Here is a 15,851-nt window from a genome sequence, read left to right on the forward strand (position 1 = left end):
TCGGAAACGAAAACGGCCGGCAAGCTCATCGCGTGCCGGCCGTTTCTGTTCCGCGAGGAAATATCGCATCAGCCGTAACGGCCGGTGATGTAGTCTTCCGTACGCTTGACCTTCGGAGACTGGAAGATCTGCGCGGTCGGGCCGTATTCGATCAATTCGCCCAGATACATGAAGGCTGTGTTGTCAGAGATGCGGCTTGCCTGCTGCATGTTGTGAGTGACGATGACGATCGTGAACTCGCCCTTCAACTGCGCGACCAGCTCTTCGACCTTGGCAGTCGAGATCGGGTCGAGGGCCGAGGTCGGCTCGTCGAGAAGCAGCACCTCCGGACGCAGCGCCACGCCGCGGGCGATGCAAAGACGCTGCTGCTGGCCGCCCGAAAGGCCGAGGCCGCTGCCCTTCAGCTTGTCCTTCACCTCATCCCAGAGAGCGGCCTGACGCAGCGCCTGCTCGACGCGCACGTCCATATCGGCCTTGTTGAGGCGCTCGTGGTGGCGAATGCCATAGGCGATGTTGTCATAGATCGACATCGGGAACGGCACCGGCTTCTGGAACACCATGCCGACGCGGGCGCGCAGTTCATTCATCGAGAAGCTCGGGTCGAGGATGTTCTTGCCGTCGAGCTTGATCGAGCCGGTGGCGCGCATCTTCGGATACAGCATGTAGATGCGGTTCAGGATGCGCAGCAGGGTGGACTTGCCGCAGCCGGACGGACCGATCAGGGCCGAGACCTGGCGCTCCGGGAAGCTCAGGCTCACATCCTTGATCGCGTGGGCGTCGCCGTAATAGAAATTGACTTTCTCGAGGGAGATCTTATCTCTCGCCATCGGCTTTTCCAGCTTGCTGGCAGTATCGATAGTGTCTGCAGACTGAAGCATCATTTCCCACCTTTTCGGTTCAGGACGGAGCGCGATACGACGCTCAGGATTAGAACGACGGCCGTCATCACGAAGGCACCGGCCCATGCAAGATTCTGCCATTGCTCATAGGGGCTCATGGCAAACTGGAAGATGACGACGGGAATGTTCGCCATCGGCTGCGACATATCCAGGCTCCAATACTGATTGTTCAGAGCCGTGAAGAGGAGCGGCGCGGTTTCGCCCGAAATGCGGGCGATCGCAAGCAGGATACCGGTGAGGATACCCGTGGAGGCGGCACGATAGAGGACGTTGAGAGTGACCTTCCAGCGCGGAATGCCGAGCGAAAGGGCTGCCTCACGCATGACATCGGGAACCAGCCTCAGCATCTCGTCGGTCGTGCGCACCACGACCGGCAGGAAGATGAAGGCGAGCGCGATGCCGCCGGCAAAGCCGGAGAAGCGTGAGGTCGGACGGACGACCACTTCATAGACGAACAAGCCGATGATGATCGACGGCGCAGAGAGCAGGATATCGTTGACGAAGCGGATGGCCTCGCCGAGCTTCTTGCCGCGGGCGAATTCCGACAGGTAGGTGCCGGCGAGCACGCCGATCGGTGTACCGATCACAACGGCGAGAACGACCATCAGCAGGCTGCCCATGAACGCGTTGGCGAGACCGCCGCCGTCTTCGCCGGGCGGCGGTGTCATTTCCGTGAGAAGGCTGGGGCTCAGCGCAGACAGACCGTGGACCAGCGTCGTCCAGAGTATCCACACCAGAAAGACCAGGCCGAGTACGGTGGCGATGCCGCAGAGCGTCAGCGCGATTGCGCTGCCGATCTGGCGGCGGCGGTAGAGGGAGCCCGAATAGGTAGCCATGATTATTCCCCCCTCTGCTTTGCCATACGCACCAGCATGAGTTTGGCGGCCGCCAGAACGATGAAGGTGACAACGAAGAGGATGAGGCCAAGTGCTGCCACCGACGACCGGTAGAGGTCGTCCGAAGCCTCGGCAAACTCATTGGCGAGCGTCGCGGCAATCGAGGTGCCGGGCTCCATCAGCGACACGGCAATGTTATGGGTGTTGCCGAGGACGAAGGTGACCGCCATGGTCTCGCCGAGCGCGCGGCCGAGACCAAGGAAGATGCCACCGACAACGGCAGTGCGGGTGTGCGGAATGACGATGTCGCGCACCACTTCCCACTTTGTCGAACCAAGCGCATAGGCCGATTCCTTCAGCTGCGCGGGGACGACTAGGAAGACGTCACGCATGACCGACGAGATGAAGGGGATGATCATGATCGCCAGCACGATGCCTGAGGTCAGCATGCCGATGCCGAGCGGGGCACCCGAAAACAGCGCACCGATCAGCGGGATCGGACCCAGCCAGTCGATGAGCACCGGCTGGATGTAATCCGACATGAACGGAGCAAAGGTGAAAAGACCCCACATGCCGTAAATGATCGAGGGGATGCCGGCGAGAAGCTCGATGGCACCGCCGATCGGTCCGCGGATGGAGCGCGGCGCAACTTCGGTAATGAAAACCGCGATGCCGAGGCTAACGGGAACGCCGATGATCATGGCGAGTGCCGAGGTGACCAGCGTGCCGTAGATCGGCACGAGACCTGCGAATTGCTGAGCAACCGGATCCCATTCGGTGCCGGTCAGGAAGCCGAAGCCGAAGGTGCGGAAGGCAAGAAGCCCGCCCATGGCCATGGAGATCGCCGCTGCCAGCAGAGCGGCGAGAACAAACAGGCCGCAGCCCAAAACTATCCAATAAAAAATCCGATCGCCTGCGGCGCCGTCGCGGCGCTTCACGCCCGCGGTGTCGGCGGGCAGCGATGCCAATGCTTCGCTCATATCCGTACGCTCTGCTGCTTTGAGGGGGTGTCAAAGGCATTCGGGGCAGAAAGCTTGGCTTTCCGCCCCGACCGCAGTTTCGTCAGGATCAGCTCTTGAAAGAGGCCGTCCAGTAATCTTCGATCTGCTTCACGAGCGTGTCCGGAAGCGGAACGTAATCGAGCGAGGAAGCTTCCTTCTGGCCCTTTTCGAGAGCCCACTTGAAGAAGGAGAAAGCAGCCTTGGAGCGTTCAGCGTCCTTCGGCTCCTTGTACATGATGGCCCAGGTGGTTGCCGTGATCGGCCAGGCCTTTTCGCCCGGAGCGTTGGTCATGATCAGGTAGAAGTCCTGAGCCTTGCCCCATTCTGCGCTTGCAGCGGCAGCCGAGAAGCTTTCAGCGTTCGGCTTCGGATACTGGCCGGCAGCGTTCTGGATGAGAACGTAGGGCAGCTTGTTCTGCAGGGCGTAGGCGTATTCGACGTAACCGATCGAGTCCTTGACGCGGGTAACGTAAGCAGCAACGCCTTCGTTGCCCTTGCCGCCGATGCCGACCGGCCAGTTAACGGCAGTGCCTTCACCAACCTTCGACTTCCAGTCCGGGTTTACCTTGGAGAAGAAGTTGGTCCAGTTGAAGGAGGTGCCCGAGCCGTCCGAACGGTGAACAACTGCGATCTGGCTGTCGGGCAGCTTCAGGCCCGGGTTCAGATCGGCGATGGCCTTGTCGTTCCACTTGGTGACGTTGCCGAGGTAAATGTCAGCGAGGACCTTGCCGGAGAGCTTCAGTTCGCCTGATTTGATGCCCTTGACGTTGATGACGGGAACGATGCCGCCGACAACGAGCGGGAACTGGCCAAAGCCGCCAGCCGTCAGATCTTCCGGCTTGAGCGGGGCGTCGGAAGCGCCGAAGTCAACCGTTGCAGCCTTGATCTGGGCGATACCGCCGCCCGAACCGATCGACTGGTAGTTCAGCTTGTCGCCGGTTTCCTTGTTGTAGTCTGCCGACCACTTCGAAAGAACCGGATAGACGAAGGTCGAACCAGCGCCGGTAATATCGGCAGCGGAGGCCGAGACTGCCAGAGCGGCAACCAGGCCGGCGCCGAGGCAGGCCGAAAGAAGTTTCTTGGTGAGCATTTGCGACTCTTCCCTGATGGAACGAAAGGACGACGAGGCTCGGCGCCATGGAGGGGGTGTCCACTGTCAGGGGCGCTGAATTTCCTCGTCACGGGAAGGCGGCTAGGCGTCTATTATTACAGTTTGATGACAGTTTGTGACGGGTGACATGAAATGCAACGCTGTGCATAAGTCGCTGAAGTCACTGACTTTCCTAGTGAATCGCGCGCTGACAAAGCCTTCGTAAATGAGGTGCGGCCCTATTGCCGCAGGGCTGCGGTCGATTGCCGCAGCAATGCGTGAAAATGTCGTTTTCAGACGCCAAAATGCTCCGAGGACCGGACGACCACCCGAGTGTGCTGCCGCAATCTATGCGGCAAGCTCTTGAAGCTTGCTGGATATCTCGAGTGCCGACATAGGTTTTCCGATCAGATAGCCCTGCAGCTGGTCGCAGCCGGCCTCACGCAGGATCGCCGCCTGGCGCGTATTCTCGATACCTTCAGCTGTCACGGGAATCTGCAGAGCGGTCGCCAGGGAGATGGTGGCTCTCAGAACATCGGCGCCATTCGAGGCTTGGTCGAGAGCGGATACGAGCGAACGGTCGATCTTCATGCGATCAAACCCGAACTGCCGCAATGCGCCGATGCTTGCATAGCCGCAGCCAAAGTCATCAAGCGCGAATTTTATACCGACCTGTTTGAGGTGATCTATCGACCTGCGGGCCTGTTCCGGATTTGTCATCAGGACGCCTTCCGTGATCTCCAATGTCAAACGCTTCGGATCGAAATCGAGCTCCTGCAGAAGCGAGATCACTTCGGCGGCGAATTCCGGATTGCAGAGTTGGACCGGCGAAACGTTCACCGACAATGACAGGCCAGGCCAGTTCTTGGCATGCCCGATCGATGTTTTCAGCATATGAGCGCCGAGCGCATCGATGAGGCCGCACCTTTCGGCGAGCGGGATGAAAATCTCAGGGCTTATGTTCCCTGTTGGAACTCGCCAACGCGCTAGCGCTTCAAGACCAGTAACAGCACCTGTCGCAGCAGAGACGAGAGGCTGGAAAAAGGCTTCGATCGCACCATTGCTAATGGCGCTCTTCAACAAAGCTTCCATTTCGGCGACCCTCTGGCGTTCCAGATCCAGCTCCGGGTCGTATTCGATCGCCCGGCCTCTGCCGTTTGCCTTGGCACGATAGAGCGCCATATCCGCCCTGCGGAGAAGCTCCAAAGGCGGTACGTCTCCGTCACGTGCGGCAGCTCCGATGCTTGCGCCAACTTCGATCGTTCGCCCTTCGATTTTGAAGGGCTCGGTGAACAGCGCCAGAATAGTCTCTTCTATCTCCCCACGCGCGGCGGTTCCAATCTGCACCAGCGCAAACTCGTCGCCTCCCAGCCGGGCGGCCGCAACGACTTCAGGGTGACAGGCGATCAGGGCGTTCGAGACGATCCGGATCAGGTCATCCCCTACCGCATGCCCCCAGGCGTCGTTGACAGCCTTGAATCCATCGAGATCGACCAGATAGAGCCGGGGTGGCGCAACATCGGTATCTTCCAGCTCTTCCAGCAGTGCGAGAAGCCCGTGCCTGTTCAACAGGCCGCTCAGGCTATCGTGGTTCGCTTCGAAAATCGCCGCTTGCGCCAATTGGCGCWGGCGGCGCGCCTCTGCTGCACCCACCAGCAGAACACCACCCAGAAACATCGCAAGGATGATGACAGCAGCCGCGACGTAAGGATAGACTTCGTGAAACACGGCGGTTCCGGGCGCTTTGCTGGGCCAGACAAGATGGCCTATGACGCCACCTCCTATGTCCGTGATCGGTGTGTTCAGCAGGCCCGACTCGGGCGCGGCGGCGAGGCGCAGCCCTTCGAGTTCATGCTCGTCCGAAAAAGTGTCGAGAACCTCCGACGTGAGATCCTTGTAGAGGCTCAGCACACTCAGCTTCGGAAGCTCGCCTTCTGCGGTGAAAGGCTGGATTGCCTGTGACACGATCAGCGCGATGCCCGTTTCGGTTCGGATGAAATTGACCACCGGCGCCTGTCCGGATTCAGCAGCTTTGTCGATCTGCTGGTAAAAAGCTTCGCCGAAAGAAGCACTAGGCTGGAAGGGCTTGCCTTTGGCATATGCGGAGATGACCGAAGAGCGGTCGGGGCCGATCACGACCGCGCCGTCATAGAGCGGATAATCCGCTGTGGTCTTGCCCCAGTTCTCATAGGCCCAATCCGTGGCGTCAGGAGATGAGATCGCTTTATAGGCATCATCCCATACGGCGTTGTCCGTGGTTGTCGCGCTCAAACGATTGGCAAAGGCCGAGATCGCTGCACGGGCAGCGCGCGTGGCCCTGGCATCATCGATCTTGTTTGCAGACCGGTTCATCGTGGCGACGACATGGGCCATGAGGCCCGTCAGCACGAGAGCGACGACGAGGAAGAAGATGGTTGTCGCAATGATGGAAGACGTTTGGGTTCGAACGTGCCTACCTGCAAGATTCGACGACATGCCAATCCCGAAAAGATGAATTGCAAGGCCATGTCTATGGTGACGGCAGGAGACATCATGTCCGCAATGCGCTGCAGATAAGATCTATCATTTGATGATGTAGACACTATTAACGAGAATGATCAAAAGCCATCCATCCGGGCAGCTTTTTAGACCTTGATCACATAATCCTTGCGAGTCGTTTCAACGACTTCCCAGGTTCCTTTAAAGCCTGGCCTGAGGATTATCCGGTCGCCCGCCTTCAGATGAACCGGCTCACCGCCATCCTCGGTCACGATCGAATGGCCGGAGAGCAGGCTGAAATATTCCCACTCCTCATAGACGATCCGCCACTTGCCAGGCGTTGCCTCCCAGATGCCGGAATATAGGCCGCCCTCGGCCTCCTCCAGGTTCCAGGTGCGGAATTGCGGATTGCCGGAAATGATGCGCTCGGCGGCGGGAGCGCCGACTTCCGGTTCGACGCTGTCGATATCGAAGGAGATCATGTTTGCCATGGTTATCGCGCTGAGGTCAGAAGTTTCAGGCCGAAGCCCATGAAGATGACGCCGGCCGCGGCGTCAAGTGTTCTACGGCCGCGCGCATAGACGCCTGCAACGGCAGGGTTGCGCAATACTGTCAGCACGAACGAGTACCAGAGCGAGGAGACCAGAACCATCGTGGCGACGGCAGCAGCACCCTGCATCCAGCTATGCTCGGCCGGCAGCGTCGCCGCAAAGAGCGAGGCGACGAAGAAGGCCGATTTCGGATTGGCGAGGTTGGTTGCGAGCCCCGAATAGAAAGCCTGCTTCGGGCCGATCCCTGCCCGCACGGCTTGCGGCTCTCCACTGCCCGCCTTGCGCCAGGTGCTCCAGACGAGCTTTGCACCGAGGAAGCAGAGATAGAGCCCGCCGGCGACCTTCAGGAACAGATAGGCGAAAGGTGCGGCCGCAAAGAGTGCGCTGATGCCGAGCCAGCCGGCGAGCCCCCAGCAGAAGGTGCCTAGGATGACGCCAGCGATGACGGCCACTGCCGCGCTTCGCGAACCCTCCAGCGCCGTCCGGACGACGATGAGGAAGTTCGGACCTGGCGTGATGGCGGCCACCGCCCAGATGGCGGCGACGGAAAGCAAAAACATGAAGGCTTTTCCTCAGGTGTAGTCCGTCACATAGCTTTGACAGACTTCTCATTGAAATCAAACGATTTTAGGGATGATAGCAGCCACCATGTCCGGCAATTTCCGCGAATGATCGGCTTGGCCGCCTTCACGCCAAATCCGTCACCACCAATAAAAGATCGCTGCAATTACAGCGCGCTCCGTGCCTCTCAGCCGGCTTGCGCGAGCGCCTGCGCGGCCGCACGAAGAGCGGGCGTGTCCCTCCCCTCCGTCAGCCGCTCATAAACGGGTCGAAGCAGCCCATCGGCTTCCTCGGTCCGCCCATGCTCCGTCCAGAGCCTCGCCAGATCAGTTGCCGCCCGGATTTCCCAGGCGCCAGCGCCTTGCCTGCGGCTCACGTCCAATGACAACGTAAAACAGGTCTCTGCATCCATGTGGCTCAGTCCTGGTGCAGCCAAAAGAATGCAGCCCCTCAGCCGCAGAAGCTCCGGAAGGTAGGAATAGTAGCCCTTTTCCTCGATCAGCTGCTCGGTTTCCTCTGCGAGTTCCCATGCTTCGGCAGATCGCCCGCCGGCCAGAAGGCCCATGATGAGAACGAAGTGGAACCGCACTGTGAAGAGTTCGAAGCGTGTGGCGTGAAGATCCTCCAGCTGTTTACGCAGCGCCGTAACGCCGGCTTCGAAGTCACCCCGCCGTATCGCGATCTCGGCCTTGTAAGCATGCCCCATGGAGAGATATGGGCCGAAAGCCTGGGTCTCCGCGCGGGCGATGAAGGAAACCAAGTGTTCCTCCGCCACGTCGAAATCGCCGATCCACAGAAGCGTCGCGATCGAACTCAGCGAGATCGCGAAGGATACGGGATGGCGCATCGTCTCCGCATCCTTGAAGCATTGGCGGATCACCGCGCGAGCCCGGTCGGTATGGCCTTCCAGCCAGAGATTTGTCGACCAGCCTATCCTGGCCCAGGTGTAGTGATCGAAGCCGTAATGCATCTGCTTGCTGGCTGGCGAAAGAGCGGGCTCGACAACGGGTTTCAGCGTCGCATGTGCTTCAGCGAGGCGCCCGACCAGACAGTAAGAGAGGCCGAGAAGAGCCCTGGATAGCGTGGTCGCCGCAGGATCGCCTATTCGATCGGCGATCTCGGTGCAGCGCTCGGCGTATTCCACGCATAGCCTGAACTCGCCGCTGCGCAGATGGAAGAAGTGGATCGGTCCCAGCAGTCTTGCGGCATTGAGGTCGTCGCCGCGCGCTTCGGCTATCTCCAGACTCCTGTTCAGCGCGGCAGCCGACATCTCGTTGTGGCCTCGCATGAACATCATCGATACTCCGAATGCCGCCTGGAGCTGCATCTCCTCGCTCGTGCCACGGGTGGCATCGTCCAGCGACTGGAGTGCGCGCTCCGTCCATCGTTGGCACTCCGGCAGCAAGCCCATCGCACGGAAGACAGGAGCAACGGAGGCGACAAGGCCGACCCCGAGCGATGTGTCGCCGTTCTCTCCAAAACACCATTCAAGTGCGCTGCGAACGTTATCGACTGCATTGAAGTGCGGCGCTCGCTCCAAGGGGGTCGAGAGCGACGTCCACTCGCTGCCGTTCTGTTCGAACCAAAGGCGGCAATAGGCTGCGTGCCGCCTCGCCAGTTCCTGCCACTCGTCGTCCCTGCCGAGTTCGATCACGTAGGCGCGCGTGGTGTCGAGAAGCCGGTAACGCATCATGGCACCGATCGGGCGGGCGGCCACCATCGACTTTTCCACTAGATTGTCGATAGCCGCAAAAACCGAAGCACGATCGAGCGTGTCGTTCGTCACCACCTCCAAAGCAGCATCGAGTGGAAAATTTCCCACGAACACCGCGAGCCTGCGCAGCACCGCACGTTCGGTTTCGGACAGAAGCCCATAGCTCCAGTCGAGGGTGGCCTGCAGCGTTTGCTGGCGCGGCGGGGCTGTCCGCAAACCCTGCCACAGGTGTGTCAGCCTTTGATCGAGCAATGCTGCGGTCTGCTCCAAACCATAGGCCTCGACGCGTCTGGCGGCGAGTTCGATGGCCAGGGCGACCCCGTCGAGCTTTCGGCATATGTCGCAGACAATTGCAGCTTCGGCCTCGTTTCCGTCGAGTTGGGCACCGCTGGCTATCGCACGTTCGACGAAAAGCTGCGCTGCCGGATATTGCTGAACGGCTGCGGACGGCGCTTCATTGACTTCCGGTGGATATCCCAAAGCATCCAACCTGTAGATGCGCTCGCTGTCGATGCGCAGCGCCTCACGGCTCGTCGCAATGATATGCACCTGTGGTGCGGCGTCCAGAATGGACGAAGCAATGGTGGCGACCGTTTCCACCAGGTGCTCACAGGTATCGAGGATCAGGAGAAGGCGTTTGTCCCTGAGAAACCGCATCACATCGGGTGTCGCGTCTTCGGCCTGGACCGGAAGTCCGAGCAGGGCAGCGATCGTCGTCGCAGCAAGTTTCGGATCGGCGACCACGCCGAGATCAACGAACAGCACGTGTCCGGCAAAAACCTCGGCGGCCTGATGGGCTGCAGCAATCGCGACGGTCGTCTTTCCCACTCCGCCCGGGCCGACGATCGTGACGAGCCGGGAATCCGTCAGTTGTGCGCCCAGCTTCATGACATCGACGTCACGGCCGACCATTCGGGCGAGCCGTGGAGGAAGGTTCGCATGCGGAAACACGTCCTCGACGAGCGGGCTATCGCGATGATCGGGCAACACGGCGACAGTGGGTGCGACGAAGCAGTAGCCCCTCCCCGCAATCGTGGTGATGTAGCGCGCGCCGTCCTGGCCATCGCCGAGGGCCTTGCGTAGCCCGGCCATATGGAAGCGAAGGCTGCCTTCCTCGACGAGGGCGTCGGGCCAGACCCTGTCCATCAGCTCCTTCTTGCTGACGATTTCATTTGGGGATGTCACGAGCGCTACAAGAATGTCGAGGGCACGTCCGCCCAGTTCCACAGGGACACCCTCCCTGCTCAGAAGCCTTTCGCCTACCGCCAGCTTGAACGGTCCGAAGCGAATTCCCTTGATATCCCCGACTGCTACGATCGCCATGGCTCATCCCTCTGGCCGACGTCTGTGCGCTGGCGGACATTAGTCCAGCAGTTCGATCCGTGCCACTACCCGAAGGTATTGAAACGGGAGAAAAACAGTCGATGCGCGAATATCGGCTGTTGTTAACATGCTCCGCTTTCGTCTCCTGACAACAGCTAACAACGCATAACGGGCGCTTCTCGGCATACGGCAGTAGGTTTCGGTCAGCACAAACGTGCAACTGCAACATCCTGATCCCCGAGGAGAAAGCCATGATCAAGACCGAAGTCGCTGATGCAATCGACCAGGACCGCCGCCGTTTTCTCGCCGCCGCCTCCCTGGGCGTGGCGGTTGCAAGTTCAGGCGCGCTTCTGCCTTCCCATCTGCTTGCTGCCACAGCCGATGAGGCGATCAAGCCGTTCCACGTTCATTTTCCGAACGAAACCCTCAAAGACCTCCATCGCCGCGTCGCCGCCACACGCTGGCCGGATCGCGAGACGGTGAGCGACCACTCGCAGGGCGTTCAGCTCTCCACCATCAAGAAGCTCGCCGACCACTGGGCCAAGAACTACGATTGGCGCAAGGTCGAAGCGAAGCTCAACTCCTACCCGCAGTTCATCACGAAGATCGATGGGCTGGACATCCACTTCATCCATGTGAAGTCCAAGCACGAGAATGCGCTGCCGATCATCATCACCCATGGCTGGCCGGGATCGATCATCGAGCAATTGAAGATCATCGGGCCACTGACCGATCCGACAGCGCATGGCGGCAGCGCCGAAGACGCCTTCCATGTCGTCATTCCCTCGCTTCCCGGCTATGGTTTCTCCGGCAAGCCGACTGAGCCGGGCTGGAATCCGCCGCGCATCGCCAAGGCCTGGGCCGCGCTCATGCAGCGTCTCGGTTACACGAAGTATGTCGCCCAAGGCGGTGACTGGGGCAATGCCGTCACCGAACTGATGGCGGTGCAGGAACCGGCCGGCCTTCTCGGCATCCACACCAACATGGCGGCCACCGTACCTGCCGATATTGCCAAGCTGCTGTCGTCAGGCGCCCCCGCACCCGACAGCCTCTCGGCCGATGAAAAGCGCGCCTATGAGCAGCTCGACGATTTTTACAAGAACGGCCTCGGTTATGCGATCGAGATGAACAACCGGCCGCAGACGCTCTATGGCATCGTCGACTCCCCGATCGGCCTTGCCGCCTGGATGCTCGATCATGACATCCGCAGCTATGACATGATCGCCCGCGTCTTCGACGGAAAACAGGAAGGGCTTTCGAAGGACGATATCCTCGACAACGTCACGCTCTACTGGCTGACGAACACCGCAATCTCTTCCGGCCGGCTTTATTGGGACAACGCCCACTTCCCCTCCGGCGGTTTCTTCGATCCGCGCGGCATCAAGATACCGGTCGCGGTCAGCGCCTTCCCCGACGAGATTTACCAGGCTCCGAAGAGCTGGGCCGAGAAGGCCTATCCGCAGCTCATCTTCTACAACCGCCCATCCAAGGGTGGCCACTTCGCAGCCTGGGAGCAACCCATGTTCCTGACCGAAGATCTGCGCGCCGCGTTCAAGCCGCTTCGCAAATCGATCTGACAACAGGGCGGCGCGGTGCGCGCCGCCCGACACAGCGATCTCAACCCCTTATCGAAGAAGGAGACAGACAATGCGCGACAATCAGATCGTCGATTCCAGCTTCACCGCCATCATCAATGCGCCGATCGAGAAGATCGACATTCCCAACTGGTGCTTCACACTGCCGGAGAAGGAATATCAGTCCTGCTCGCCAGCCCATATCGCCGCCGGCTTTACGACCGCGCCTGACGGCACGCGCATGTCGATCAACGTCGAGACGATCGGCGGCAGCCTGATGGTCCAGCACTATGTCGAGACGCTCGGAGAGAAGGATCATCTGATCCTCGATTCAGACTCCGACGTCTTCACGCCGACCGGCCGCGTGACCATCCATGTGACCTGGGAATTGAGCGTCAAGGCAATCGACAAGGACCGCTGCGAGTTCACCAACCGCGTCCAGTCCTTCGCCACCGACGAAATGTTGGCGAACCTGGATCGGCAGGGCATCCCCTTCGAGGTGTTCCGCACGCAGCGCCAGCCGATGTCGATCGCCCATAACAAGGGTGAGACGCCGCTCTTTGCAGCGAGCATCGAGCGCTTTGCGCTTCGTAACCAGTCATCGTCGAGAGCCGCCTAAGCGCCAAAGGAGGATGCGATGACCGAACTGTCCTACGAACACGGCATTACCGGGCTTCTGGTGGTCGACCCGTATAACGACTTCATTTCCGAAGGAGGCAAGATCTGGCCGCGCATACAGGCGGTCGCCGAGGCCAACAATTGCGTCCCGCACATGGAGCAGATTCTCAAGGCGGCACGGCAGGTCAAACTCCCCGTCTTCTTCGCGATGCACCACCGCTTTCGCGAAGGCGACTATGAGAACTGGAAGTATATCGCCCCTATTCAGAAGCTGGCCTGGAAGCGCAAGACCTTCGAGTTCGGCACCTGGGGCGGAGAATTCAAGGCGGAGTTCGTTCCTGCTGCGGGCGAGGTCGTGGCATCGGAGCATTGGTGCTCCAGCGGCTTTGCCAACACCGACCTCGACAACCAGCTCAAAAGGCGGGGCATCCACAGACTGATCGTCATCGGCCTGATCGCGCATACCTGCATCGAGGCAACGGTCCGCTTCGCAGCCGAGCTTGGATACGACGTGACGGTCGTGAAGGACGCGGTCGCCGACTATTCCGACGAGATGATGCATGCGGCGCTGGAAATCAACATGCCGAACTACGCCAGCGCCATCGTGACGACCGAGCAAATCCTCGGAGCATTGGCGGCCATGCAGAACATGGCACCGGCGGCGTAACCGGCCGTATCGAGAGCTGAAGGAGGTCGGCCGAATGGCCGTCCTTGGCGCCCACGGCATTCGCCAGCGGTCATAGACGTCGCCGACGCCTGACCGAAGAAGTAAACACCCGCCCAACAGGGGCATCCGCAACGAAAGCAAAAAGGAGTGCGTCATGGACCAGAAAATGAACCCCAAAGTCCTCTACACCGCAAAGACACACGTCACCGGCGGTCGCGAACACGGTGTCGCCCGCAGTTCCGACGGGCGTCTCGATGTAAGGCTCGGCGTACCGGGCACGGCGCGCATCGGCACCAATCCCGAGCAGCTCTTCGCAGCAGGCTGGTCGGCTTGCTTCGAGAGTGCCATCGGGCTCATCGTGAAGAAGAAGCACATCACGCTCGGCGGTGACGTCACGATCGATGCCGAAGTCGATCTCAACCTGTCCGACACTGACGGCTACTCGCTGACCGCTCGCCTTAACGTCGGCATTCCAGGCGTAGAGCGCGACGTCGCCCAATCGCTGATCGACGAGGCGCATCAGATTTGCCCGTACTCGAAGGCAACGCGCGGAAATATCGACGTCACGATCAAGCTGGTCTGACGAGGCCGACTGGCCGCGACCGGTGCCAAGAAGGAGCGCCTGCAGTAACGTCAGGCCTTCGTGATCGCGTTAACGCAGTCGCTCAACAAGGACAGTCTGGAAGCGGTCCACGCTTCCAGACTGTCCTCCGAACAACTCGATTGCCCGCCTGCCACAACGGATCGACGTACTGGCGCCGTCTACTTCATCGGCTTACGCCAGCTTTTTCAAGGCGGCGACCGGTTCCTTTGCCAGCGGTCTCGCCGAGGCAGGGTTCTGGCCGGTGATGAGGCGGCCATCAACGACGACATGGGGCTCCCAGTTGGCCACGGACGAGTACTGGGCACCCTCCGCCGTTAAGGCGTCCTTGGCCCAGCCGGCAGATCAAAAGCCGATCAGAATCTTTCCGACAATCTTGCCGCTATCCTGCAGTTCATGCGCCTCGGCGATCTGATCCAGCACGAGCGTCACCGCGATCTTCGGAACGTAGGCTCCCGAAGCCGCGCAGGCAGAGACTTCCTCGGCCGCTTCCCGCATCGCTGGTTCCGGCATGGTGTAGACGTAGACGAAACGGAAAGCGAAGCCACCGAGCAGCGCGGGGAAGAAGGGGATCGAGAGCGTGGCTTGCGGCGACTCCGTGGAATAGGCCGAGACAACGCCGTCACGCGCGAGACAAGCGACTGCGGTGTCAATATTGGCGGTGATGTCCACGTCGACAATACGGTTGACGCCCCGGCCGTCGGTTGCCGATCTCACCGCCTGCGCGACATCCTCCCTATACCTGTTGATGACGAGATCGGCCCCTGCCGCACGCGCGACGTCCGCCTGTTCGTCTCGACTGACAGTCGCCGCCACCCMTGCCCCGGCCCACTTGGCGAGAAGAATGGCGGCGTTGCCAACCGAACCCGCGCCTCCCTGGACGAGAACCCGCTTGCCGCGCAGGTCCCCATCGGCGAACAGGCATCGATGCGCAGTCATCGCAGGGACTCCGAGCGATGCTCCGGTCTCGAACGACACGTTGGCAGCAAGTCCGACAGCCTGCCCGGACGGTACCAAAACGAACTCCGCCGCGGTACCAAACGCCCTGCCCGTCTGCGCCATATAGACCCACACCCGCTCGCCGATACGGGCGTCGGGCACGCCGGGACCGACGCGGTCGATGATGCCCGCTCCATCCTGGTGCGGGACGATCCTCCGGAACGGCATCGCCTTTCCGCCAAATCCGGTTCTCGTCTTGATGTCGGAAGGATTGATGCCCGACGCGAGAACCCTGACCCGGACTTCCCCGGCCCCGGGTTGCGGATCGGGAAGTTCGCCGATGGTCAGCACTTCTCTCGCAGTCCCTTGTCTTTCGTAGAACGCAGCTCGCATAACGCACCTCTCACAAAAAGCTCGCTTCCAGCTAGGTGCGACACACGCGAACTTGCAAGTAGGCAATAGTTTTGCTTATAGGGATACAAAGTACACTATTGGAGCGCAGGATGGACGTCGATTATAAATGTCCGGTCGAGATCACCGTGGATGTCACAGGCGGCAAGTGGAAGCCGATGATCATCTACCGTCTCCTCGACGGCCCGCGTCGGTTCGGCGAGCTACGCCGCCTGGTGGGAGACCCGAGCCAGCGTTCGCTCACGATGCAGCTGCGCGAACTCGAGGCCGACGGGATCGTCACCCGCAAGGTCTTCGCGGAGGTCCCTCCCCGTGTGGAATATTCCTTGACCGAGTTCGGGCAGACCCTCGCGCCCGTGCTGATGGCGATGCGGGATTGGGGCATGTCTTTCCGGGACCAGCGCCGTTCGACATCAAGGTGACCTACCCCGTCCGCGACTACAGCTGTGGCCTGCAATGATCTGTTTCGCCCGTCCTGTCTTCTTTCCATGTTGAAGTCTCTCATCTCTACGATACGCAAACCAATAGAGGCGATGTCGATGATGTTCGATGGAAGTCAGGCAATTGACTGGATGATGAGCGAATATG

General features: G+C 60.4%; 14 protein-coding genes and 1 pseudogene. 5 read left to right on the forward strand and 10 right to left on the reverse strand.

Annotation, left to right across the window (positions count from 1 at the left end; translation table 11 throughout):
• Positions 1-68 precede the first annotated feature (68 nt).
• The 8 genes from pstB to AC1DTN_RS21355 all read right to left on the reverse strand — a co-directional run bounded on the left by pstB (position 69) and on the right by AC1DTN_RS21355 (position 10,453).
• On the reverse strand, positions 69-878 hold the full coding sequence (gene pstB / locus AC1DTN_RS21320; protein WP_439014668.1) for a phosphate ABC transporter ATP-binding protein PstB: 810 nt from the start codon (positions 876-878) through the stop codon (positions 69-71).
• Positions 878-1,735 (reverse strand): phosphate ABC transporter permease PstA, encoded by an 858-nt coding sequence (pstA, locus tag AC1DTN_RS21325; protein WP_439014667.1) that lies wholly within the window; start codon positions 1,733-1,735, stop codon positions 878-880. Before pstA ends, pstB begins: the two co-directional genes overlap by 1 nt.
• A 2-nt stretch (positions 1,736-1,737) precedes the next feature.
• The gene (gene pstC / locus AC1DTN_RS21330) at positions 1,738-2,715 is read right to left on the reverse strand and encodes a phosphate ABC transporter permease subunit PstC (RefSeq protein ID WP_477922491.1); all 978 of its coding nucleotides are present in this window, start codon (positions 2,713-2,715) and stop codon (positions 1,738-1,740) included.
• A gap of 88 nt (positions 2,716-2,803) precedes the next feature.
• Complete coding sequence (gene pstS, locus AC1DTN_RS21335) at positions 2,804-3,826, reverse strand: phosphate ABC transporter substrate-binding protein PstS (RefSeq protein WP_007819837.1); 1,023 nt, start codon at positions 3,824-3,826, stop codon at positions 2,804-2,806.
• Between the two features lie 348 nt (positions 3,827-4,174).
• On the reverse strand, positions 4,175-6,301 hold the full coding sequence (locus tag AC1DTN_RS21340; RefSeq protein WP_477922493.1) for a bifunctional diguanylate cyclase/phosphodiesterase: 2,127 nt from the start codon (positions 6,299-6,301) through the stop codon (positions 4,175-4,177).
• A gap of 149 nt (positions 6,302-6,450) precedes the next feature.
• Positions 6,451-6,795, reverse strand: coding sequence for a cupin domain-containing protein (locus tag AC1DTN_RS21345; RefSeq protein ID WP_439014665.1), 345 nt, complete (start codon positions 6,793-6,795; stop codon positions 6,451-6,453).
• Between the two features lie 2 nt (positions 6,796-6,797).
• On the reverse strand, positions 6,798-7,415 hold the full coding sequence (locus AC1DTN_RS21350) for a LysE family transporter (RefSeq protein WP_310382947.1): 618 nt from the start codon (positions 7,413-7,415) through the stop codon (positions 6,798-6,800).
• Positions 7,416-7,603: 188 nt separating this feature from the next.
• Positions 7,604-10,453 (reverse strand): ATP-binding protein, encoded by a 2,850-nt coding sequence (locus AC1DTN_RS21355; protein ID WP_442205947.1) that lies wholly within the window; start codon positions 10,451-10,453, stop codon positions 7,604-7,606.
• Between the two features lie 251 nt (positions 10,454-10,704).
• On the opposite strand from AC1DTN_RS21355, the gene AC1DTN_RS21360 reads away from it, so the two are divergent.
• The 4 genes from AC1DTN_RS21360 (at position 10,705) to AC1DTN_RS21375 (ending at position 13,895) form a co-directional block, all read left to right on the forward strand.
• Entirely contained in the window at positions 10,705-12,030 is a 1,326-nt protein-coding gene (locus AC1DTN_RS21360) for an epoxide hydrolase family protein (protein WP_477922497.1), read from the forward strand.
• Between the two features lie 70 nt (positions 12,031-12,100).
• Complete coding sequence (locus AC1DTN_RS21365) at positions 12,101-12,646, forward strand: hypothetical protein (RefSeq protein WP_439014662.1); 546 nt, start codon at positions 12,101-12,103, stop codon at positions 12,644-12,646.
• An 18-nt stretch (positions 12,647-12,664) separates the two neighbouring features.
• Positions 12,665-13,312: a cysteine hydrolase family protein gene (locus AC1DTN_RS21370; protein WP_113324460.1), complete on the forward strand. Its 648-nt coding sequence runs from the start codon at positions 12,665-12,667 to the stop codon at positions 13,310-13,312.
• A 154-nt stretch (positions 13,313-13,466) separates the two neighbouring features.
• A complete protein-coding gene (locus AC1DTN_RS21375; RefSeq protein ID WP_310382943.1) occupies positions 13,467-13,895 on the forward strand; it encodes an organic hydroperoxide resistance protein in 429 nt (142 codons plus the stop codon).
• A gap of 192 nt (positions 13,896-14,087) precedes the next feature.
• On the opposite strand, the pseudogene AC1DTN_RS21380 reads toward AC1DTN_RS21375, so the two are convergent.
• Together AC1DTN_RS21380 and AC1DTN_RS21385 are read right to left on the reverse strand one after the other, a co-directional pair.
• A pseudogene (locus AC1DTN_RS21380) lies at positions 14,088-14,243 on the reverse strand (type 1 glutamine amidotransferase domain-containing protein); the annotation flags it as partial.
• 15 nt (positions 14,244-14,258) lie between these two features.
• A complete protein-coding gene (locus tag AC1DTN_RS21385) occupies positions 14,259-15,203 on the reverse strand; it encodes an NADPH:quinone reductase (protein ID WP_477922499.1) in 945 nt (314 codons plus the stop codon).
• A gap of 152 nt (positions 15,204-15,355) precedes the next feature.
• Here AC1DTN_RS21385 and AC1DTN_RS21390 point away from each other — a divergent pair, with 152 nt between their 5' ends.
• Positions 15,356-15,685, forward strand: a complete 330-nt coding sequence (locus AC1DTN_RS21390) for a winged helix-turn-helix transcriptional regulator (protein ID WP_310382941.1) — start codon at positions 15,356-15,358, stop codon at positions 15,683-15,685.
• The last annotated feature ends 166 nt before the right edge of the window (positions 15,686-15,851 follow it).

Source organism: Rhizobium sp. 01T444 (assembly GCF_056398305.1).

Excerpts from the sequence above, each read along its gene's own strand:
- pstB (WP_439014668.1), bottom strand. The coding sequence starts at position 878 with ATGCTTCAGTCTGCAGACACTATCGATACTGCCAGCAAGCTGGAAAAG.
- pstA (WP_439014667.1), bottom strand. The coding sequence starts at position 1,735 with ATGGCTACCTATTCGGGCTCCCTCTACCGCCGCCGCCAGATCGGCAGC.
- pstC (WP_477922491.1), bottom strand. The coding sequence starts at position 2,715 with ATGAGCGAAGCATTGGCATCGCTGCCCGCCGACACCGCGGGCGTGAAG.
- pstS (WP_007819837.1), bottom strand. The coding sequence starts at position 3,826 with ATGCTCACCAAGAAACTTCTTTCGGCCTGCCTCGGCGCCGGCCTGGTT.
- AC1DTN_RS21345 (WP_439014665.1), bottom strand. The coding sequence starts at position 6,795 with ATGGCAAACATGATCTCCTTCGATATCGACAGCGTCGAACCGGAAGTC.
- AC1DTN_RS21350 (WP_310382947.1), bottom strand. The coding sequence starts at position 7,415 with ATGTTTTTGCTTTCCGTCGCCGCCATCTGGGCGGTGGCCGCCATCACG.
- AC1DTN_RS21355 (WP_442205947.1), bottom strand. The coding sequence starts at position 10,453 with ATGGCGATCGTAGCAGTCGGGGATATCAAGGGAATTCGCTTCGGACCG.
- AC1DTN_RS21360 (WP_477922497.1), top strand. The coding sequence starts at position 10,705 with ATGATCAAGACCGAAGTCGCTGATGCAATCGACCAGGACCGCCGCCGT.
- AC1DTN_RS21365 (WP_439014662.1), top strand. The coding sequence starts at position 12,101 with ATGCGCGACAATCAGATCGTCGATTCCAGCTTCACCGCCATCATCAAT.
- AC1DTN_RS21370 (WP_113324460.1), top strand. The coding sequence starts at position 12,665 with ATGACCGAACTGTCCTACGAACACGGCATTACCGGGCTTCTGGTGGTC.
- AC1DTN_RS21375 (WP_310382943.1), top strand. The coding sequence starts at position 13,467 with ATGGACCAGAAAATGAACCCCAAAGTCCTCTACACCGCAAAGACACAC.
- AC1DTN_RS21390 (WP_310382941.1), top strand. The coding sequence starts at position 15,356 with ATGGACGTCGATTATAAATGTCCGGTCGAGATCACCGTGGATGTCACA.